The sequence below is a fragment of the Azohydromonas lata genome (genome assembly GCF_034427735.1).
GTDB classification, from domain to species: domain Bacteria; phylum Pseudomonadota; class Gammaproteobacteria; order Burkholderiales; family Burkholderiaceae_C; genus Azohydromonas; species Azohydromonas lata.
Genome location: NZ_JAXOJX010000030.1, coordinates 23,691 through 43,203, shown reverse-complemented (window position 1 = coordinate 43,203; position 19,513 = coordinate 23,691). Strand labels below are relative to the sequence as shown.

Annotated in this window: 18 protein-coding genes; 9 read left to right on the top strand and 9 right to left on the bottom strand. The window is 70.2% G+C overall.

Going from position 1 to position 19,513, the window contains the following annotated elements; all coding sequences use genetic code 11:
* Positions 1 to 4: 4 nt before the first annotated feature.
* The 4 genes from SM757_RS17930 to SM757_RS17915 are packed head-to-tail and all read right to left on the bottom strand — an operon-like array spanning position 5 to position 5,732.
* Positions 5 to 2,650 carry an aconitate hydratase AcnA gene (locus tag SM757_RS17930; RefSeq protein ID WP_322466537.1) on the bottom strand — a complete coding sequence of 882 codons (2,646 nt, stop codon included), beginning with the start codon at positions 2,648 to 2,650 and terminating at the stop codon, positions 5 to 7.
* Between the two features lie 21 nt (positions 2,651 to 2,671).
* Positions 2,672 to 3,730: a lactonase family protein gene (locus tag SM757_RS17925; protein ID WP_322466536.1), complete on the bottom strand. Its 1,059-nt coding sequence runs from the start codon at positions 3,728 to 3,730 to the stop codon at positions 2,672 to 2,674.
* A gap of 4 nt (positions 3,731 to 3,734) precedes the next feature.
* The gene (locus tag SM757_RS17920) at positions 3,735 to 4,709 is read right to left on the bottom strand and encodes a Bug family tripartite tricarboxylate transporter substrate binding protein (RefSeq protein ID WP_322466535.1); all 975 of its coding nucleotides are present in this window, start codon (positions 4,707 to 4,709) and stop codon (positions 3,735 to 3,737) included.
* 24 nt (positions 4,710 to 4,733) lie between these two features.
* Complete coding sequence (locus SM757_RS17915; protein WP_322466534.1) at positions 4,734 to 5,732, bottom strand: Bug family tripartite tricarboxylate transporter substrate binding protein; 999 nt, start codon at positions 5,730 to 5,732, stop codon at positions 4,734 to 4,736.
* A gap of 432 nt (positions 5,733 to 6,164) precedes the next feature.
* On the opposite strand from SM757_RS17915, the gene SM757_RS17910 reads away from it, so the two are divergent.
* The 3 genes from SM757_RS17910 to SM757_RS17900 all read left to right on the top strand — a co-directional run bounded on the left by SM757_RS17910 (position 6,165) and on the right by SM757_RS17900 (position 9,309).
* Entirely contained in the window at positions 6,165 to 7,172 is a 1,008-nt protein-coding gene (locus tag SM757_RS17910) for a Bug family tripartite tricarboxylate transporter substrate binding protein (RefSeq protein WP_322466533.1), read from the top strand.
* A gap of 84 nt (positions 7,173 to 7,256) precedes the next feature.
* On the top strand, positions 7,257 to 8,285 hold the full coding sequence (locus SM757_RS17905; RefSeq protein ID WP_322466532.1) for a porin: 1,029 nt from the start codon (positions 7,257 to 7,259) through the stop codon (positions 8,283 to 8,285).
* Between the two features lie 25 nt (positions 8,286 to 8,310).
* Positions 8,311 to 9,309 (top strand): Bug family tripartite tricarboxylate transporter substrate binding protein, encoded by a 999-nt coding sequence (locus SM757_RS17900; protein WP_322466531.1) that lies wholly within the window; start codon positions 8,311 to 8,313, stop codon positions 9,307 to 9,309.
* 89 nt (positions 9,310 to 9,398) lie between these two features.
* On the opposite strand, the gene SM757_RS17895 is transcribed toward SM757_RS17900, so the two are convergent.
* From SM757_RS17895 to SM757_RS17875, 5 genes are all read right to left on the bottom strand, one after another.
* Complete coding sequence (locus SM757_RS17895; protein WP_322466530.1) at positions 9,399 to 10,076, bottom strand: aspartate/glutamate racemase family protein; 678 nt, start codon at positions 10,074 to 10,076, stop codon at positions 9,399 to 9,401.
* Between the two features lie 14 nt (positions 10,077 to 10,090).
* Entirely contained in the window at positions 10,091 to 10,750 is a 660-nt protein-coding gene (locus tag SM757_RS17890; RefSeq protein ID WP_322466529.1) for a class II aldolase/adducin family protein, read from the bottom strand.
* A 2-nt stretch (positions 10,751 to 10,752) separates the two neighbouring features.
* Positions 10,753 to 12,015: a 3-oxo-tetronate kinase gene (otnK, locus tag SM757_RS17885; RefSeq protein WP_322466528.1), complete on the bottom strand. Its 1,263-nt coding sequence runs from the start codon at positions 12,013 to 12,015 to the stop codon at positions 10,753 to 10,755.
* A 72-nt stretch (positions 12,016 to 12,087) separates the two neighbouring features.
* A complete protein-coding gene (locus SM757_RS17880; RefSeq protein ID WP_322466527.1) occupies positions 12,088 to 13,152 on the bottom strand; it encodes an isocitrate/isopropylmalate dehydrogenase family protein in 1,065 nt (354 codons plus the stop codon).
* A 136-nt stretch (positions 13,153 to 13,288) separates the two neighbouring features.
* A complete protein-coding gene (locus SM757_RS17875; RefSeq protein WP_322466526.1) occupies positions 13,289 to 14,257 on the bottom strand; it encodes a GntR family transcriptional regulator in 969 nt (322 codons plus the stop codon).
* Positions 14,258 to 14,592: 335 nt separating this feature from the next.
* Here SM757_RS17875 and SM757_RS17870 point away from each other — a divergent pair, with 335 nt between their 5' ends.
* The 6 genes from SM757_RS17870 to SM757_RS17845 all read left to right on the top strand — a co-directional run bounded on the left by SM757_RS17870 (position 14,593) and on the right by SM757_RS17845 (position 19,445).
* Entirely contained in the window at positions 14,593 to 15,486 is an 894-nt protein-coding gene (locus SM757_RS17870; RefSeq protein WP_322466525.1) for an amidohydrolase family protein, read from the top strand.
* Between the two features lie 44 nt (positions 15,487 to 15,530).
* Complete coding sequence (locus SM757_RS17865; protein ID WP_322466524.1) at positions 15,531 to 15,950, top strand: cupin domain-containing protein; 420 nt, start codon at positions 15,531 to 15,533, stop codon at positions 15,948 to 15,950.
* On the top strand, positions 15,947 to 16,246 hold the full coding sequence (locus SM757_RS17860) for an antibiotic biosynthesis monooxygenase family protein (RefSeq protein ID WP_322466523.1): 300 nt from the start codon (positions 15,947 to 15,949) through the stop codon (positions 16,244 to 16,246). Before SM757_RS17865 ends, SM757_RS17860 begins: the two co-directional genes overlap by 4 nt.
* Positions 16,247 to 16,282: 36 nt before the next feature.
* A complete protein-coding gene (locus tag SM757_RS17855; protein ID WP_322466522.1) occupies positions 16,283 to 17,257 on the top strand; it encodes a Bug family tripartite tricarboxylate transporter substrate binding protein in 975 nt (324 codons plus the stop codon).
* Positions 17,258 to 17,326: 69 nt separating this feature from the next.
* Complete coding sequence (locus SM757_RS17850; RefSeq protein ID WP_322466521.1) at positions 17,327 to 18,391, top strand: isocitrate/isopropylmalate dehydrogenase family protein; 1,065 nt, start codon at positions 17,327 to 17,329, stop codon at positions 18,389 to 18,391.
* A 103-nt stretch (positions 18,392 to 18,494) separates the two neighbouring features.
* Positions 18,495 to 19,445, top strand: a complete 951-nt coding sequence (locus tag SM757_RS17845; protein WP_322466520.1) for a GntR family transcriptional regulator — start codon at positions 18,495 to 18,497, stop codon at positions 19,443 to 19,445.
* Positions 19,446 to 19,513: the final 68 nt, after the last annotated feature.

Here is a 19,513-nt window from a genome sequence, read left to right as displayed (position 1 = left end):
AGGTTCAGGCGGCGGCGGGCTGCGCGGCGCCGCGCTGCTCGGCAATGGTCTTCTTCAGGATGGCTGGGATCACGCCGCCGTCGCGCAGCAGCGCCACTTCGAGCTGCGTTTCCACCGCGGCCGTGGCCGTGAGCGCTTCGACGCGGCCATCGCGGCGCAGCACGCGCACGGGCACGGCGCAGCGCGGCGACAGCGCGGCGGGCTGCGCATCGACCTCGATGCGGTCGCCGGGCTGCAGCGCCAGCGACTTCGGGTCCGCCCCCGCGGGCAGGCGCAGCGGCAGGATGCCCATGCCGATCAGGTTGGAGCGGTGGATGCGCTCGAAACTCATGGCCAGCACGGCGCGAATGCCCAGCAGCCGCTGGCCCTTGGCGGCCCAATCGCGCGAGGAGCCGGTGCCGTAGCGCTCGCCGGCCACCAGCACCACGGATTCGCCCGCGTCGCGGTAGCGCTGCGCCACGTCCCACAGGGGCAGCACCTCGCCGCTGGGCACGTGCAGCGTGTGCGCCACGGGCATGCCGGGCTGCAGCAGGTTCACGAGCGTCTTGCTGTGGAAAGCCGCGCGCAGCATCACTTCCCAGTTGCCGCGGCGCGAGGCGAAGACGTTCAAGTCGTTGCGCTCGTCCCCGCGCGCCACCAGGAAGTCCGCCACCAGGCTGTCCGGGGGTATGGCGCTGGCCGGCGAGATGTGGTCGGTGGTCACGTCGTCGCCCACCACCAGCAGCGGCTGGGCGCTGTAGTGGCCGAGCTGGCTGCCCGCTTCCAGCGAGGCAAAGGGCGGGCGGCGCAGCGCGGTGGACTTCGCATTCCACGGGAAGCGGTCGCCCGCGGGCGCCTGCAGCGCCTGCCACATCGGGTTGGCCGAGGCTTTTGTGAACTCGCGCTTGAAATCCGCCTTGTCCAGCGCCTGCGCCAGGTGAGCCGCGACTTCCTCGCGCGTGGGCCAGAGCTCGTGCAGCAACACCGGCGTGCCGTCGGGGGCCGTCTGCACCGGATCGATGCCGAGATCGACTTCGGCATCGCCCGCCAGCGCGAAAGCGATGACCAGCGGCGGCGACATCAGGAAACCCAGGTCCAGGTCCGGGTGGATGCGGCCGGGGAAGTTGCGGTTGCCCGACGTGGCGGCCACCGGGTGGATGCTGCCCTTGGCGCGCTCGTCGCGGATCACGTCGGGCAGCGGGCCGGGGTTGCCTATGCAGGTGGCGCAGCCGAAGCCCACGATGTCGAAGCCCACGGCCGACAGGTCGGCAATGAGGCCGGCGCGCTCCAGGTAGGCGGCCGCGGCGGGCGATCCGGGCGACAGGGACGTCTTGACCCAGTAGGGCACTTTCAAGCCGCGCTGGCGCGCCTTGCGCGCCAGCAGCCCGGCGGCGATCAGCAGCCCGGGGTCGGATGTGTTGGTGCAACTGGTGATGGCGGCCACCGCCACCGGGTGGCGCGGCATGTCGGCATGCGGCGCCCTGGGCGTGAAGCCGCGCGCGGCCAGCACCCGGGCGGCGTCGGTGTAGGCCAGCAGGTCTTGCGGCCGCTGCGGGCCGGCGATGTGCATGCCCACCGTGTCCAGGTCGATGTCGATGCCGCGGGTGAAGCGCGGCCGCGCCTCGGGGTCGAACCACAGGCCCGCGCGCTTCGTGTACGCCTGCACCAGCGCAACATGCGCCTCGGAGCGGCCGGTGGCGCGCAGGTAGTCCAGCGTCTGCCCATCCACCGCGAAGAAGCCGGTGGTGGCGCCGTACTCGGGCGCCATGTTGGCGATGACGCAGCGCTCGCCCGCGCTCAGCGTGGACACGCCGGGCCCGTGGAACTCCACGAACTCGCCGGACACGCCCAGGGCGCGCAGCCGCTGCGTCACCGTGAGCGCCAGGTCCGTGGCCAGCACGCCGGCTCGCAATGCACCGGTCAGGCGCACGCCGACCACGTCCGGGATGCGCAGCATGGTGGGCATGCCGAACATCACCGTCTGCGCCTCCAACCCGCCCACGCCCCAGCCCAGCACGCCGATGCCGTTGACCATGGGCGTGTGGCTGTCGGTGCCTATCATCACGTCGGGCACGGCCCACGTCTGCCCGTCGCGCTGCTCGGTGGTCGCCACCGTGGCGAGCTGCTCCAGGTTGATGGTGTGCATGATCCCGGTGCCCGGCGGGTTGATGCGCACGCCGCGCAGCGCCGTCGAGGCCCAGCGCAGGAAGCGGTAGCGCTCCTGGTTGCGGCGCAGCTCGTGCTGCAGGTTGACCTGCGGCGCGTCGCGGCGGCCGTACACCTCCACGGCCAGCGAGTGATCCACCGACACGTCCACGGGCAGGCCCGGGTTGAGTACGGCCGGATCGACGCCGGCCTCGGCCAGCGCGTCGCGCATGGCGGCGATGTCCACCAGCGCCGGGGTGCTGGTGGTGTCGTGCATGAGCACGCGCCCGGGCTGGAAGGCGATCTCCGCCTCGCTGCCGCCCGTCTCCAGCCAGCCGAACAGCGCCGCCACCGCCGCGTCGCGCTCGGCGCCCTGCGTGTGGCGCAGCACGTTTTCCAGCAGCAGGCGCAGCACGGTGGGCAGTTGGAACAGCCGCTGGCCGAACAGCGCGGGCAGGTCGATGAAGCGCAGCTCGGCACCGTTGACGGTGAGCCGGCCGGCGGCTTGGGGCGAATCTGTGGACATGGGACTGCGAAAGAATAGAGGTCAGGGCGCGGCGAACACCATGCACACCGGGCTGCCGGTAGACACGCGCTGGCCGGTGGGCGTGAGGCGGCCGCCGGCGGCGTCCACCGCGAAGGTGACGATGCTGTCGCTGTCCTCGTTGAGCGCGTACAGCAGGCGGCCGTCCGGCGAGAAGCTGAAGGCGCGCGGCGTGCGCCCCCCGGTAGTCATCGCTTCGAGGAAGCTCAGGCGGCCGGTGGCCGGGTCGATGCCGAACACCGCGATGCTGTCGTGCCCGCGGTTGGAGGCGTACAGGTGGCGCCCGCCGGCGTCCACGGCGATGGCCGCGGCGCGGCTGTTGCCCGTGTAGTCACAGGGCAGGGTGGGCAGCCACTGGAACGGCGTGAGCGCGCCGCTGGCCGCGTCGAAGCCGCAGGCCATGACGGTGGAATCCAGCTCGTTGACCACGTAGGCCCAGGGCTGCCTCGGATGAAAAACCATGTGCCGCGGCCCGGCGCCTTCGCGGGCTGCCACGAAAGGCGGCTCGCAAGGCACGAGGCGGCCGTGCTCAAAGCTGAAACTCCAGGTCCGGTCGCAGCCCTTGTCCGGCACCAGCACGAAGCGGCCCGCCGGGTCGAAAGCGTTGAAGTGCGGCTTGGGCTGCGTTTGCTCCACGCGGTGCGGGCCCGTTGGGCCGTCCACCTTGACGAGCTGGCTCAGCGGCTGCAGCGCACCGTCCTCGGCCACCGGCAGCACCGCCAGGCTTGCGCCCAGGTGGTTGGTGACGACGAGGTGGCGCCCGTCGGCGCTCAGCGCCAGGTGCACCGGGTTCCTGCCCTCGGTGCTTTGCGTGTTGATGAGCTGCAGCCGCCCCGTGGCGCGGTCCACCGCGAAGGCGCTGGCCTCGCTCTGGTCGCCGTGCACGGTGTAGAGCCGGGTGCCGTCGCGGCTGAGCGCGAGGTAGGACGGGTTCACGAGGCCGCTGACCAGTTGCACCAGCGCCAGCGCGCCGTCGGCGCCGACCTCGAACACGCTGATGCCCTCGCCGCGCGCGTTGCGCTCGCGCGTGGTGCGGCAGCCGACATAGGCAAAGGTGGCCATCGCTTCACTCCATGCGGATGTTCTTGGCCTTGATCAGCGCGCTCCAGCGCTTGCCCTCGGCCTCGATGAAGGCGCCGAACTCCTCCGGCGTGCCGCCGCCCACGAGGTTGCCCGGGCCAGAAATTTTCTCGCGCAGCGCCGGATCGGCCAGCGACTTGTTGAAGGCCTCGTTGAGCCTGGCAACCACGGCCTTGGGCGTGCCCTTGGGCGCGATCAAGCCCAGCCAGTTGGACACCGTGACCTGCGGATAGCCCAGCTCGGCCATGGTGGGCACGTCCGGCAGCGAGGGCAGCCGCTTCTCGCTGGTGACGGCCAGCGGGCGCGTCTTGCCGGCCTGGATGGAAGGCAGCGCGGCGTAGGTCTGCTCGAACATCATGTCGATCTCGCCGGACAGCAGCGCGGTGGAGGCGGGACCGCCGCCCTTGTAGGGCACGCCCAGCAGCTCCAGCCCGGCGGCGTCCTCCATCAGCTCGGCCGAGAGGTGGTGCGCGCCACCGGTGCCGGCGTTGCCTATGGTCAGCGTGCCCGGCTTGGCCTTGGCCGCGGCCACCACGTCCTTGAAGCTCCTGTAGGGCTTGTCGGCGCGCGTGACCAGCACCAGCGGCGCCTTCTCGATCAGCACCACCGGCACGAAGTCCTTGGGGTTGAAGTTGACCTTGGGGAACAGCGTGGGGTTGACCGCCAGCGGGCCCATGGCGCCTATGCCCAGCGTGTAGCCATCCGGCGCGGCGCGCGAGACGAACTCGTGGCCGATGTTGCCGCTGGCGCCGGGCTTGTTGTCCACGACGATGGTCTGCTTGAGCCACTGGCCCACGGGCACGCCGAGCTGGCGGGCGCGCAGGTCGTTGTTGCCGCCGGCGGAAAACGACACGATCAGCGTGATGGGCTTGCTGGGGTAGTCCTGCGCCAGGGCGGGCACCGCGGCGGTGCCCAGCAGGCTCAAGGCGGCGGCACGGGCGAGAAGGTTTCTGCGTTGCATGGTCAAGGCGGCCCTGTCGTGCGTTCAGTTTTCGGGAGTGATGTTGGCGTCCTGGACGATCCTGGCGAAGCGCCTGGACTCGTCCTGGATGAAGGCCTTGAACGGCGCCGGCCCCAGGGGCGACACCTCGCCGCCGAGCTCGTTGAGGCGCTTGACGAGGTCCGGGTCCTTGAGCGCCTGCGCCACCGCGGCGTTGAGCTTGTCGATCACGGCCGCAGGCGTGGCCGCCGGGGCGAACAGGCCGAACCAGTTTTCCAGCGCATAGCCTTCCAGCCCCTTGGTCTCGGCCAGGGCCGGGACGTCCGGCGCCAGCGGCGAGCGCTTGGGCGAGGTCATGGCGATGGCGCGCACGCGGCCGTCCTTCATGAAGGGCCGCGCGCCGGCCAGGCTCACGAAGGTCATGTCCACGCTGCCGCCGGCCGTGTCGGTGAGCTGGTTCGATGCGCCGCGGTAGGGCACGTGCGTGAGCTTCTGGGCGGACATCCTGGCCAGCAGCTCGCCGGCCAGGTGCTGCGGGTTGCCTATGCCGCTGCTGCCGTAGCTCAGCTTGCCGGGATGGGCCTTGGCGTAGGCCAGCAGCTCGGCCGTGCTCTTGATGGGCAGCGCGGGGTTGACCACCAGCACGTTGGGCACCTTCACGACCAGGCTGATGGGCGCCAGGTCCTTCTCCGGCGCGTACTGCATCTTGGCCTTGTAGACGTGCGGATTGATGGCCGTCTCGCCCGCGGTGGCCATGAGCAGCGTGTAGCCGTCGGCCGGCGCGCGCACCGCCGCGACGGCGCCGATCATGCCGCTGCCGCCGGCCTTGTTCTCGACGTTGACCACCTGGCCCAGCAGCGGGCGCAGCTTCTCGGCCAGCAGCCGCGTCATCACGTCCACGCCGCCGCCGGGCGAGAAGGGCACGACGATGGTGACCGGCTTCGTGGGATAGGCCGCCTGGGCCAGCACGGCGGCCGGGGCCGCGACGCCCAGCAGGGCCGCGGTGCCCAGCGCCCGGGCAGTGAAACGACGCCTTGTCAGCATGTGGAGGTCTCCTCTTGTGGTCCGGCCCATGCACCGGAAAGTGGCCGCATGCTAGGCAGGCGGGCAGGTCCTGAAAATTGATCTTTCGCCACGGCAGCGTTCTCCTATCGCGAACGCTGGCGGCCTGCCCCGGCTCTCGGCGCGGCCGCTGCCGCATCGCGCGCCAGCACGCGGCGGCCCGCGCAACATCGTCCTGCCCATGCCGCGCAGACCCGATGAGGCGTTGAAGCATTTTTGTATCAAAAACGCTTTTGAATCTGAATACTGCCCCTAGGCCGGCAGCAGGCAATCGCTTTTAAAACAGAGAAATTGTGCTGATGCCGGGGCCGCGGGCAAACCCCAATTATTGTATTAAACAATGCATTCATACAATCTGCGCCCAACGGCTCCTCGCGGGTGGGGCTTGCCGAACGACGTTACGGAGACAGCTCCATGCATCACTTCACCTTGCCGGCATCGCCGGGCGTGCCGCGCCGCGGCGTCCTGGCGCTCGGGGCCCTGCTGCTGGCCGGCGCCAGCGCCCCGCTGCAGGCGCAGCCGGCGTACCCGGCCAAGCCCGTGACCCTCGTGGTGGCCTTTTCGCCGGGCGGCCCCAACGACGTGATGGCGCGCATCCTGGCCGGCAAGCTCAGCGCCAACCTGGGCCAGCAGTTCATCGTCGAGAACAAGGTGGGTGCCGGCGGCACCATAGGCACGGCGCAGGTGGCCAAGGCGCCGGCCGACGGCTACACGCTGCTGTTCAACAGCGCGCCCTTCGTCACCGCGCCCGCGCTGTACGGCAGCCGGCTGAGCTACGACACGCTGCGCGATTTCACGGGCATCACCAAGGTGGCGGAATCGCCGCTGGCGCTCATGACCGCCACCCACTCGCCGCACAAGTCGCTCAAGGGCCTGATCGCCACGGCCAAGGCGCAGCCGGGCAAGCTCAACTTCGGCAGCGGCGGCGTGGCCAGCACCTCGCACCTGGCCATGGCGCTGCTGGACGCCACCGCGGGCATGGAGCTGCAGCACGTGCCCTACAAGGGCGGCGGCCAGTCCATCACCGCGCTCATGGGCGGCGAGATCGACGTGCTGCTGGACAGCATCACCGCCGGCGGCGCCTTCCTCTCCAGCGGCAAGCTGCGCGCACTGGCCGTCACGGGCAACAAGCGCTCCCCCAAGCAGCCTGACGCGCCGACCTTCGCCGAGGCCGGGTTGCCCGAGTTCCAGATGGTGCATTGGGTGGGCCTGTCGGCTCCCGCCAAGACGCCCCCGCCGGTGCTGGACAAGCTGCAGCGCGAAGTCGCCAAGGCCATGGCCGCCGAGGACGTCAAGGCCCGCTTCGCCGAGCTGGGCGCCGAGCCCGCCGTTGGGCCGCGCGAGCAGTTCGACGAGTTCATCAAGGCCGAGGTCGGCCGCTGGACCCGCGTGATCCACGACGCGCGCATCCAGGCGGAGTAATCCCATCCCTTTGAGCCCGCGCCCGGCGGGCTCCCCGCGCGCCTGCGCGCGACATCACTGCTGCCCTAAAGGAGAGGGCCCTCCATGAAAAAATTGTTCACGCACGGCGCGCTGTGCGCGGCCGCTTTCGTGCCTGCGCTGGCCTGCGCCCAGTCCAACGTCACCGCCTACGGCATCGTCGATGCCACCGTGCGGCACCAGCGCAACGCCAACGCCAATGGCGACTCGCTCACCAGCCTGGGCGACGGCGCCTACACCGGCAGCCGCTGGGGCCTCAAGGGCAGCGAGGACTTGGGGCGTGGCCTCAAGGCCGTCTTCACGCTGGAAAGCGGCTTTGACCCCTCCACCGGCACGTCGCAGCAGGCCAACTCCAGCGCGAGCAACGGCAGCACGGCCGCGCCGGGCGGGCGCCTTTTCGGCCGCGAGGCCTCGGTAGGCCTGGACTCGCCGCTGGGCCTGGTCACGCTGGGCCGGCAGTACACGCTGGCGCATCCGCTGTCCGGCCGCTTCCAGGCCCAGCCCAACCCCAACCTGGACGCCATCGCGATGTTCAGCTCGCACCACGTCTCGCGCCAGGACAACATGGCGCGCTACTACGGCCAGTTCGGCCCCGTGGGCGTGTACGCCAGCTACACCTTCAACGAGGGCAACGGCCGCGGGCGCGGCGTGGGCGCCACCTACGGTGCCGGCAACCTGGACCTGGTGGCCTACTACCAGGAGATCAACAACGCCGCCAACACCGCCACGCGCGGCATCACGGGCGTGGGCGGCAGCTACGTCGTCACCCAGGGATTCAAGACCTTCCTGGGCTACATGAAGCGCAACGACCGCGGCACCAGCGCCCAGGAAAACGACGTGTGGAGCCTGGGCGTGAACTACAACCTCACCGCCCCGCTGGTGCTCACGGTGAGCTATGCCCAGGACCGCCAAAGCAACGTCAACGCGGGCAAACGCAAGATGGGCTACGTCGGCCTGGACTACAACTTCTCCAAGCGCACCGACCTCTATGCCGAGGTGGACAACAACCGCCTCACCGGCGCCTACCCGCAGCCCGGCTTCATGGGCACCCGCAACGCCACCGGCGTGACCGTGGGCCTGCGCCACCGCTTCTGACGCCACGCGTCTTCAAGGAGGTCTCATGAGCGCATTGCCTCACTTCACGCGCCGCGCCTTCGTGCTGGGTGCCACCCTGGCCGCCACCGCCGGCCCGCTGTCTGCGCTGGCACAGGACTATCCCAGCAAGCCCATCACGCTGATCGTGCCCTACGCCGCGGGCGGCAGCTCCGACACGCGGGCGCGCCAGCTCGGCGAGAAGCTGGCCGCCCTCCTGGGCAAGGCCGTGGTGGTGGACAACAAGCCCGGCGGCAACGGCAACATCGGCACGGACGCCATCGCCCGCGCCACGCCGGACGGCCACACCATAGGCATAGGCAACCTCGCCCCGCTGGCGGTCAACAAGACGCTGTTCCCCAAGCTCAGCTACGACCCGCAGCGCGACCTCGTGCCGGTGGCGCTCATAGAGAAGGGGCCCTTGCTGCTGGTGGTCAGCGCCGACAAGTCGCCCCACAAGAGCCTGAAGGACCTCATCGCCGCCTCCAAGGCCTCCCCGGGCAAGCTCAGCTACGCCTCCGCCGGGTCGGGCGGCTCCTTCCACCTGGCCGGCGAGACGTTCAACATCGTCACCGGCACCGACGCCGCGCACATCCCGTACCGCGGCGGCGGCCCGGCGGCCAACGACCTGTTGGGCGGCACGGTGGACTACATGTTTGAGATGGCGCCGGCCGCCATGGGTTACCTGAAATCCAGCCCGCCACGCATGCGCGCGCTGGCGGTGGCCCACGACAAGCGGCTGGCCTCGCTGCCGGACGTGCCCACCTTCGCCGAACTGGGCATCCAGGACATGGTGATCTCCAACTGGTTCGGCGTCGTGGCGCCCAAGGGCACGCCACCGGCCATCGTTGCCAGGCTCAACCAGGCCATCAACCAGGCGCTGCAGGCACCGGACCTGGCCAGGCGCATCACCGATCCGGGCAACGTCATTGGCGGCGGAACGCCGGAGGATTTCGCGGCGCTGATCGCCTCGGAAGCCCAGCGCTGGGGCCAGCTCATCAAGGCGCGCGGCATACGGCCGGACTGACCGTTTGATCCAGCAAAACGGGGCCTGTCTCGCGACAGTCCCCGCCTTCTTGAGTCCCGGTGAACAAGGCGGCAGCGCTGCCGCCGCCTTCAGCCTTGCGCGTCCAAGCGTGCCTGCAGCGCCGCGATGGCCGCTTCCGGGGCGCTCAGCACCGGGCAGGGCAGCACGGCCTGGACCTGGGCCAGGGCGCGCGAGTTGGAGAAGTGCGCCAGCATCACCGCGTCGCAATGCGCCAGCCGTGCCGCCGCCTCGACATGCAGGCGGTCGTGCGTGGTCATGTCGCCCGCCTTGGCCGCGGCCAGGGCGGCGGGCAGGCACACCGTCTCCAGCGACACGTCCACGCCGCGCTCGCGTGCCAGGGCCTTGAACTCCTGCTCCATGGACGGCACGGCGGCACCGAAGGTGGCGAGCATGCCGATGCGCCGCCCGGCGCGCAGCGCGGCCTCGAACATCGCCTCGTTGGGCTTGAGCACCGGCACGGGCAGCCCGGCCGCGGCCTCGGCAATGGCGTCGCCGAAGGCCGAGCAGGTGAAGAGCACGGCGTCAGCCCCGTCCGCGATGGCGTGCTCGGCCAGGCGCCGGATGCGCGCGCGCAGGGCCTTGGTAAGCCGGCCGGCGCGCTCCAGGTCCGCCGGCAGCGCGTCGTCCACCAGGTTCACGCGCCGCGCCTGCGGCCAGCGCGCCTGGAAGGCGGCCTCCACCGGCGCCATGGCGACGTACACGGCATGGATGAGCGCGATGCGCGGGGCGCTGTCAGGGGTCGTCATTGGAATACTCCCGCTCACCATGGCGCGCCAAAGGCCTGGCGCAATTCCTCCAGGGCCGCCTCGTCCAGCGGCGCGGGCTTTGGATTCGCGAGCAACCACAGGCGGGCGGTCTCTTCCAGCTCCTCCAGCAGCGCCATGGCCGATGCCGGGGTGGCGGCCCACACGTTGGGGCCCAGCCGGTCCAGCATGACGGCCGACAGCCGGGCGCCGCGCCGGCGGGCCTGCTCGATTGCCTCTGCCACCAGCGCTGCCGCGGCCGGGTCGCCCGGCCGGTGGTAGGGGACGAGCGGCACGCGGCCCACCTTCATCACGAAGTAGGGCGTGATGGGCGGCAGGATGGCCTCCTCGCTCCACACGCCCGCCAGCGTCAGCGCCACCAGGTGCGTGGAGTGGGTGTGGATGACGCAGCGCGCCTGCGCGTCGGCGGCGTAGATGCGCCGGTGCAGCGCCAGCGTCTTGCTGGCGCGGTCGCCGCTCAATGGCTCGCCGCTGGCCGACACCTTGGCCAGGCGCTGCGGCTCCAGGAAGCCCAGGCAGGCGTCCGTGGGCGTGATGAGAAAGCCATCGTCCGTGCGCACGCTGATGTTGCCGGCCGTGGCGTGCACGTAGCCGCGCTCGAACAGGCTGCGGCCCACGCGGCAGATGTCTTCGCGCAGTTGGGTTTCGGTGGCCATGGTCAGTCCAGCAAGGCGAAAGCCTTGGTGAAGAAGTCCGCCGTGCCGAAGTTGCCGGATTTCAGCGCCACCAGCAGGCCCTGCGGCCCGGCCGCCGGCGATGGCGCGTGGCACCACGGCACGCCGGGGTCGATCTGCGGGCCGATGCGCAGGCGCTGCACCTCCAAGGCCTGCACGCAGGCGCCGGAGGTTTCGCCGCCGGCCACGACGAGCTGGCGCACGCCGCGCTCGACCAGGCCGCGGGCGATGGTGGAGAGCGTGCGCTCCACCAGCGCGCCGGCCTCGTCCACGCCCAGCCGCGCCTGCACGCTCTTGACCGCCGCAGGCTCGGCCGTGGCGTAGAAGAGCAGGGGCCGGCCGGCGATGCGGCCTTCGCTCCAGGCCAGCGCCGCCGCGGCCACGTCTTCACCCGCGGCCATGCGCAGCGGGTCCACCGCGAAGGCCTCGCCGCCGCGGCTGATGAAGTCCACCACCTGGGCGTTGGAGGCCGCCGAGCAGCTGCCGGAGACGATGGCCCGCGCGCCGCTCACTTTGGGCAGCTCGGCCGCCGCGGCGCTGGGCGCCAGGCCCTGGTTTTGCGGCAGGCCGATGGCGACCCCCGACCCGGCCACCAGCAGCGGCAGCGCCGCGAAGGCGCGGCCCATGGCCATGAGGTCGTCGTTGGCGATGGCGTCCACCACACCGAAGCGCACGCCTTCGGCCTGCAGCGCTTGCAGGCGCGCGCCAATGGCGTCGGCGCCCTGGCGCACCACCCCGTGCTCTACCAAGCCCACGCGGCCGCGGCACTGGCGCTGCATCACGCGCACGAGGCTGGCGTCCGTCATGGGCGTGAGCGGGTGGTGGCGCATGCTGCTGTCGCTCAGCAGCAGGTCGCCGACGAAGAGGTGCCCTTTGAACACCGTGCGCTGGTTCTCGGGAAAGGCCGGGCACACAGGCACGACGTCCGCGCCCAGGGCGCCGGCCAGCGCCTCGGCCACCGGGCCGATGTTGCCGCGCTCGGTGGAATCGAAGGTGGAGCAGACCTTGAAGTAGATCTGCCCCGCGCCCCGCGCGCGCAGCCAGCGCAGCGCGGCCAGCGACTGCGCCACGGCCGCGTCGGGTTCGATGGTGCGGGACTTGAGCGCGATGACCACCGCATCGGCCTCGACGGCCCTGTCCTGCCCGGGCACGCCAATGGTCTGCACCACGCGCATGCCGGCGCGCACCAGGTTGTTGGCCAGATCGGTGGCGCCCGTGAAATCGTCGGCAATGCAGCCCAACAGCATCAGCTTGCTCCAAGACAAATGGGAAAAGGCGGGCCTTGCAATGAAGCCCGCCCGTCATGCCGTGCGCCGGCGTCAGAGGGCGCGCGCCACCGCCTCGCCGAAGGCCTTGCAGCCCAGGGTGCCGCCCAGGTCGGCGGTGCGGGTGGCGGGGTTCTCCAGCACGCGGTCCACCGCGGCGTGGATGGCGGCGCCGGCCTCGAACAGCGCGGGCGCCTGGTGGTGCTCGCCCATCCACTGCACCAGCATCGCCACCGACAGGATCATGGACACGGGGTTGGCCTTGTCCTGGGCCGCGATGTCCGGCGCGGAGCCGTGCTGCGCCTGGGCGCAGCAGTGCGTGTCGCTGGCCATCATGGAGCCGGCCAGGCCCAGGCTGCCCGACAGCTCGCTGGCGAGGTCGGAGAGGATGTCGCCGTAGAAGTTGGTGGCGACTATGACGTCGAAGCGCTCGGGGCTGCGCACCAGGTGCGCGGTGGAGGCGTCGATCAGCAGGTCGTCCAGCCGCACCTCGGGGAAGTCCTGGGCCACGTGGCGCACGGCTTCCAGGAACAGCCCGTCCGTCATGTGGAAGCTGTTGGCCTTGTGCACGGCCGTGACCTTCTTGCGCCGCGTCATCGCCAGCTCGAAGGCGCGGCGCGCGATGCGCTCGCTGCAGTGGCGCGTGATCTTGCGCGTGGACAGCGCCATGTCGGGGCTGGGCATCACCTCGCCCCAGCCGCGCGCCATGTTGCGGTCGGGATAAAAACCCTCGGTGGCCTCGCGCATGATCACCAGGTCCATGGTCTTGCCCGGCTTCATGTTCGATTCCAGGAAGGGGCGCGTGCGCGCCGGGCGCACGTTGGCGTAGAGGTCCAGACCGATGCGAAAGCCCGCCGAGACGTTGCGGCCGCCCTTCTCCGGCGCCGGGTAGTCGGCGTGCGACTGCGTGCCCAGGATGATGCCGTCGCAACTGCGCGCCTTGGCCAGCACCTCCTCGCGCAGCGTGGTGCCGTGCTTTTCCAGACTGGCGAAGCCGACGTCGTCGTACTCGAACGCCAGGCCGAGCCGGTACCTGGCGTTGGCGGCGTGCAGCACGCCCACGGAAGCTTCAACGATTTCAGGGCCGATGCCGTCACCCGGCAACACGAGGATCTTCATGCTTGTCTCCAGACCGAAAGGGGCATGGCATCACCAGTGCCATGCCCGGCAGTTTAGGGCCTGTATTGCATCAGATCAACAATTAATACAAAATATCGGGTTCGTGAAACTACGCAGTCCGCAAGGGCCGGCCGCGTCATAGGTGGATCTCGACGGCCGGCTCCTTGGCGCGGGCGCGCTGGCCGGGCGTGGCGGGCGCCTTGTCGTCGGTCTTGATGGCGCGCACGACGTCCAGGTGCTGGCGCAGCCGGTGCGAGGCCTCCATGCGTTCGCCCGCCTCCAGCAGCGCCAGCAGCGCCAGGTGCTCTTCGCACTGGCGGCGCATGCGTTCGCGGTCCGGCGCGGAGTTGGTCTGGCAGTGGTATTCGATGACGCGCCGCTGCTGGTTCACGTTGCGCAGCGCGTCCATCAGGAAGCGGTTGTTGGCGCAGGCCACGATGGCCTCGTGGAACTCCGCGCCGGCGCGAAAGCGTTCCGCGGCCGTCCAGCGCTCGATGCCGCCGTCCAGCAGCATCTGCTGCTGGTGGCGCACCTTTTCGAACAGCGCGCGGTCCACCCTGAAGGTCGGCTCCAGGATGGCGGCGGGCTCGATGATCATGCGAAAGCGGTAGCTCTCGCGGTGCGAGTCCACCGTGTTGAGCACGGCCCGGAACAGCCAGCCCCGGCCCGGCTTGCGCTCGGCCAGGCCCTCGCGCGCCATGCGGTTGAGCACGCGTTGCACCTGCATGCGCGTGAGGCCGTGGCGCTCCATCAGCTCGGCTTCCGACACCTCCTCGTCCAGGGCCTCGTTGAGGCGGTCCTGCACGATGCGCATGTAGATCGCCTCGTCGGACTCGTCGTCGGCGATCTCGATCTTGCGCAGCCTGGCGGCCTCCTGCGCGACCTGGAAACCGCGGTTGGGGCTGGAGCTCAGGGCGCCCAAGGTCTCCAGGTATTGGAGCGCCTTGCGCACGGGCGAGCGCGAGACGCCCAGCGCGTCCGCCAGCGACTGCTCGGTGATGCGGTCGCCCACCGCGTAGCCGCCGGAGGTGAGCAGCTCCAGCACGCGGCCGGCCACGACGGGAACGATGCCGCCCGGAGGCGTGGGAGAGGAGGAATCTTTCATGGCCACTCCAGGGTTGCATGCCTGGGAAGCCAGGCCGTTCATCATGGACAAACCGTACTTTATAGGCTCGTGGTGCAATCTGCCGCCTGCCTGCACGGCCGTCACCATCCGCGGCTCACGTCGCGCGGCGCCCTTGCCTGCGCTTATTGGTACTTCATTGAGAAATTGTTCCTGATCTCAATGAGCCCGCATCGCAGAGCACTGGGTCAATTTCCTACGTGGAACTACGCACTTTCGCGGCAACGTTTGGTCTTTTATAGTCATACAAAACCAAGCACATGCAGCGCTTGGAATTGCAAGACACCGAGCCATCCATGCCATCACGCGTTTCATCCATGCCGGCGACCGCTGCGTCTTTGCCCGGCGCCACCGATACACATGTCCATGTGTTCGACCCGGCGCGCTTTGCCTTCGCCGTGGCTCGCAGCTACACCCCTGGGCCGGCCAGCGCGGCCGCGCTGCGTGAGTGCCATGCCCAACTCGGCATAGGGCGCGCGGTGCTGGTGCAGCCCAGCGTCTACGGCACCGACAACGGCTGCATGCTCGATGCCATCGCCCAACTGGGCCAGCATCGCTGCCGCGGTATCGCCGTGGTGGATCTGGAGCGCGTGAGCCGGGATGAGCTGCTGGCGCTGCATGCCGCCGGGGTACGCGGCGTCCGGCTCAACCTGGAAGTGCGCCATGAATCCGACCCGGCGCGCGTGCTGGCCGAGCTGCAGCGGGCCGCCGCCGTCGTGGACCTGCCGGGCTGGTGCGTGCAGATCCACTGCGCCGCATCGCTGCTGCCGGTCGTGGCCCAGGCCCTGCAGGGCTTTCGCGTACCGCTGGTGCTGGACCACTTTGGCGGCCTGCGTGCCGGCGATGCCGACACCCTGCAGCCTCCCTTGCGCACCTTGCTGGCGCTGCTGGCCACGGACCGCGTATGGCTCAAGCTCTCCGCCTTCTACCGCGCATCAAGCGACGCGACGCGCCACGCCGGCCTCGCGCCGCTGGCCCGCACGCTCATCCAGGCCCGCGCCGGGCGGCTGCTGTGGGGCTCCGACTGGCCGCACACCGGCGGCGGGAACCGCGACCGCGATCCCGCACGCATCGAACCCTTCCGAACCGTGGACTTGCCGGCCAGCCTTGCGGCCCTGCGGTCCTGGGCGCCTGACGCCGCGGTGCTGCACCGCATCCTGGTGGGCAACCCGGCCGAGCTCTACGGCTTTTCCGCGGACGCCGCGGCCTGACCCCCGCCCCGCCTCTTCTCCAACGCCTCCTTGGGAGACCTGCCATGACCCAACCCGACCCGCGCAGAGCCGCCGTGCTGCGCCCCGCAGAGATCAAGACGCACGACCGCGGCGGCGGCGCCAGCACCACGCCGCTGGTAGGCCCCTCGGTGGGTGCCACGGCCTTCATCAACGGCATCACCAGCTTCGCCCCCGGCACCAAGATCCCGTTCCACAGCCACAACTGCGAGGAAAGCGTGGTGCTGCTCGAAGGCGAGGCCATGCTCGACATCGAGGGCCAGGAGTCGGTGCGGCTGCAAGCGCTGGACACCACCTGGCTGCCGCCCAACCTCTCGCACCGCTTCCGCAACCTCTCCGACACGCAGCCCATGAAGATCCTGTGGATCTACGCCCGGCTGGACGCCACGCGCACGCTCACCGAAACCGGCGTGACCAACTTCGTCTCCGCGGAGCACGACAAGTGATTTTCGAAGTCGCCCACATCGCCGTGAAGCCCGGCATGCAAGCCGCCTTCGAGCGGGGCGTGGCCGAGGCCGCGCCGCTGTTCCAGCGCGCCAAGGGCTGCCACGGCCTGGCGCTGCAGCGCGGCATCGAGCAAGCCACGCATTACCGCCTGGTGGTGCAGTGGGAAACGGTGGAAGACCACATGGTCACTTTCCGCAACTCCGAGGACTTCCAGGGCTGGCGCCGCCTGGTGGGCCACTGCTTCGAAAGCGCGCCGCAGGTCGAGCACGTCGCCACGGTCCTGCAGCCGTTCTGACGGCAGACAGCCCCTACCTCTACCGGAGACCAGACCATGAATCGTCGCCTTGCCCTTGGGCTGGCGCTGGGCGCCCCTGCGCTCGCGATGCTGCCCGCCATGGCGTTGGCCCAGGCCTACCCCAGCAAGCCCGTGACCGTGACCGTGCCCTTCGCGGTGGGCGGCGGCAGCGACAACGTCGCCCGCATGGTCACGACCAAGCTCACCGAGCGCACGGGCAAGAGCTTCGTCATAGACAACCGCGGCGGCGGCGGCACCAACATCGGCAACGAGGCCGCCTCGCGCGCCACGCCTGACGGTTACACCTTCCTGCTGGGCCAGTTCACGCTGTCGGTGAACCCGCACCTCTACAGCGGGCTGCGCTACGACGCCGACAAGAGCTTCGTGCCGGTGGTGCACATCGCCGACGCGCCCACGGTGCTCATCGTCCCGGCGTCCTCGCCCATGAAGACCGTGGCCGACGTGGTGGCCGCCGCCAAGGCCAGGCCCGGCAAGCTCAACTTCGGCTCCGGCGGCTCCGGTACCTCGGTGCATTTGGCCGGCGAGCTGTTCAAGCTGCAGAACAAGGTGGACCTGGTGCACATCCCCTACAAGGGCAGCGCGCCGGCCATGACGGACCTCATCGGCGGCCAGATCGAGATGATGTTCGACACCTCCACCTCGGCGCTGCCGCACATCAAGGGCGGCAAGGTACGCGCCGTGGGCGTGGCCGCGGGCCAGCGCTTGAAAGACCTGCCGGGCGTGCCGACGTTCGCCGAGCAGGGCTTCAAGGACTTCGACGTGCCCGCCTGGTACGGCTTCGTCGCGCCCAAGGGCACGCCGGCCGAGGCCGTGCAGTGGCTCAACGCCGAGGTCAACGCCGTGCTCAAGGACCCGTCCGTGGTGGCCAAGCTCGACGCCGTGGGCGCCGTGGCCGTGGGCGGCACGCCGGCGCAGATGGGCGACTTCATGAAGGCGCAGTCCGGCCGCTGGGCCAAGGTCGTCAAGGACGCCGGCATCAAGCTCGACTGAAGCGGCGGCATGCCTGCCTTCCCTTTCCAAATTTCCAACATTTCCAACGTTCCACCCCAAGGCATCACCATGAAGATTCTGGTTCTCCCCGGCGACGGCATCGGCCCCGAGATCGTCGAAGCATCCGTCAACGTGCTCAAGGCGGCCGACGCCAAGTACCGGCTCGGCCTGTCCTACGACTACGAGGACGTCGGCTTCGTCAGCCTGGAAAAGCACGGCACCACGCTGCGCGAAGAGGTGCTGGCCAAGGCGCGCGGCTACGACGGCCTCATCCTGGGCACGCAGTCGCACGCCGACTATCCCGCGCCGGAAAAGGGCGGCCGCAACATCTCCGCCGCCTTCCGCGTGCAGCTCGACCTCTACGCCAACGTGCGCCCGGCGCGCACGCGCCCCTTCCTGGAATCGAACATGAAGCCGGGCAAGCGCATGGACCTGGTGATCATGCGCGAGGCCACCGAGGGCTTCTACCCGGACCGCAACATGGCCCGCGGCTGGGGCGAGATGATGCCCAGCCCCGACATGGCGCTGTCGGTGCGCAAGATCACGCGCCACTGCAGCGAGCGCATCGCGCGCCGCGCCTTCGAGCTGGCCATGAAGCGGCGCAAGAAGGTCACGGCCATCCACAAGGCCAACAGCTTCCACATGACCGACGGCCTGTTCCTGGAGTGCGCGCGCCAGGTCGCCAAGGACTTCCCCGAGGTGGAGTTCAACGACTTGCTGGTCGATGCCACCACGGCCTACCTGGTGCGCAGCCCCGAGCGCTTCGACGTGCTGGTGGCCGAGAACTTCTATGGCGACATCCTCTCCGACCTCGCCAGCGAGCTCTCCGGCAGCTTGGGCCTGGCCGGCTCCGTCATGGCCGGCGACCAGCTCTGCTGCGCCCAGGCGCAGCACGGCTCCGCGCCTGACATCCAGGGCCAGGACAAGGCCAACCCGGTGTCCATGATCCTGTCGGTGGCGATGCTGGCGCAGTGGCTGGGCGAGCACCACAAGCTGCCCGCGCTGTACGAGGCCGGCACGGCCATCGATGCCGCGGTGGACCGCGTGCTGGCCGACCCGGCCACGCGCACGGCCGACCTGGGCGGCACCATGGGCTGCAAGGCCTTCGGCGACGCGGTGGCCCGCGCGCTCTGACACAGCCGGCCGGAAGGCGGCCTGGAACGGCCTTGGCAGGCGCGCCTGTGTCGCGGGCAGCGGCCTCGCCAGGCTGCCCGCACCCCTTGGAGCGGAGCCGATAATGACGAACATGGCACGTGGACTTTCCGAACAGCTGGCAGCCAGCATCGAGACCTGGCTGGCTGAGGAGCAGGTGCCGGCGGGCACGTCCTTGCCCGAGAGGGCGGTGGCCGAGCGCTTTCGCGTCTCGCGCTCGCCGGTGCGCGAAGCCATGCAACTGCTGGCGCAGCGCCAGGTCATTGAGCGGCGCTCCGAAGGCGGCTATGCCGTGTGCGAGCGCGTGCAGGCAGCGCCGGCCCTGGCGCTGCCGCCGGTCGATCCGGACGAGCCGCTGTACCTGAAGATCGCCGAGGATCGCCTGGAAGGGCGCTTGCCCGACCGCCTGACGGAAAACGAGCTCATGCGCCGCTATGAGGTGACGCGTGCAAGGCTCAGCGCGGTGCTGCGCCGCATCACCAACGAAGGCTGGATAGAACGGCTGCCGGGCAACGGCTGGCAGTTCCTGCCGACGCTGAGCACCGGCGCCGCCTACGACCAGGGCTACCGGCTGCGCATCCTGCTGGAGCCGGCCGCCATCCTGGAGCCCACTTGGGCGCTGGATGAGGCCGCGCTGCGCAAGTGCCGCGCCGAGCAGCAGGCGCTGGTGGACGGGGCGGCGGAATGGGCCTCGCCCGTTCAGCTCTTCGACGCCAACTCCCGGCTGCACGAGACCATCGCCGGTTTCTCGGGCAACGTCTTCATGGCCGATGCGCTCAAGCGCGTGAACCGGCTGCGCCGGCTCATGGAGTACCGCAAGGCCGTGGACCGCACGGCCACCGCGCGGCGCTGCAAGGAACACCTGGCGCTCATCGACTTGCTGCTCTCCGGCCAGCGCGAGGCGGCGGCCGACTTCATGCGGCTGCACCTGCGCGACGCCGCACGCGAAAAGGCCGGCGGCACCCGGGCGCAGCCCACGGCACAGGCCGCCAAGGCCGGCCCGCTGGGCGAGCTGTTCATGCCCAAGGCCGGCTGACGCTGCTGGCGCGCGTCGCGCAGCGACGTCCCCACCCCCCTTACCGCAACACCACCAGCCGGCCCGGC

Coding starts and splice junctions, on each gene's coding strand:
- SM757_RS17915 (WP_322466534.1), bottom strand. CDS start 5,732: ATGCTGACAAGGCGTCGTTTCACTGCCCGGGCGCTGGGCACCGCGGCC.
- SM757_RS17880 (WP_322466527.1), bottom strand. CDS start 13,152: ATGAAGATCCTCGTGTTGCCGGGTGACGGCATCGGCCCTGAAATCGTT.
- SM757_RS17875 (WP_322466526.1), bottom strand. CDS start 14,257: ATGAAAGATTCCTCCTCTCCCACGCCTCCGGGCGGCATCGTTCCCGTC.
- SM757_RS17905 (WP_322466532.1), top strand. CDS start 7,257: ATGAAAAAATTGTTCACGCACGGCGCGCTGTGCGCGGCCGCTTTCGTG.
- SM757_RS17865 (WP_322466524.1), top strand. CDS start 15,531: ATGACCCAACCCGACCCGCGCAGAGCCGCCGTGCTGCGCCCCGCAGAG.
- SM757_RS17920 (WP_322466535.1), bottom strand. CDS start 4,709: ATGCAACGCAGAAACCTTCTCGCCCGTGCCGCCGCCTTGAGCCTGCTG.
- SM757_RS17890 (WP_322466529.1), bottom strand. CDS start 10,750: ATGGCCACCGAAACCCAACTGCGCGAAGACATCTGCCGCGTGGGCCGC.
- SM757_RS17870 (WP_322466525.1), top strand. CDS start 14,593: ATGCCGGCGACCGCTGCGTCTTTGCCCGGCGCCACCGATACACATGTC.
- SM757_RS17855 (WP_322466522.1), top strand. CDS start 16,283: ATGAATCGTCGCCTTGCCCTTGGGCTGGCGCTGGGCGCCCCTGCGCTC.
- SM757_RS17850 (WP_322466521.1), top strand. CDS start 17,327: ATGAAGATTCTGGTTCTCCCCGGCGACGGCATCGGCCCCGAGATCGTC.
- SM757_RS17895 (WP_322466530.1), bottom strand. CDS start 10,076: ATGACGACCCCTGACAGCGCCCCGCGCATCGCGCTCATCCATGCCGTG.
- SM757_RS17930 (WP_322466537.1), bottom strand. CDS start 2,650: ATGTCCACAGATTCGCCCCAAGCCGCCGGCCGGCTCACCGTCAACGGT.
- SM757_RS17900 (WP_322466531.1), top strand. CDS start 8,311: ATGAGCGCATTGCCTCACTTCACGCGCCGCGCCTTCGTGCTGGGTGCC.
- SM757_RS17925 (WP_322466536.1), bottom strand. CDS start 3,730: ATGGCCACCTTTGCCTATGTCGGCTGCCGCACCACGCGCGAGCGCAAC.
- SM757_RS17845 (WP_322466520.1), top strand. CDS start 18,495: ATGACGAACATGGCACGTGGACTTTCCGAACAGCTGGCAGCCAGCATC.
- otnK (WP_322466528.1), bottom strand. CDS start 12,015: ATGCTGTTGGGCTGCATTGCCGACGATTTCACGGGCGCCACCGATCTG.
- SM757_RS17910 (WP_322466533.1), top strand. CDS start 6,165: ATGCATCACTTCACCTTGCCGGCATCGCCGGGCGTGCCGCGCCGCGGC.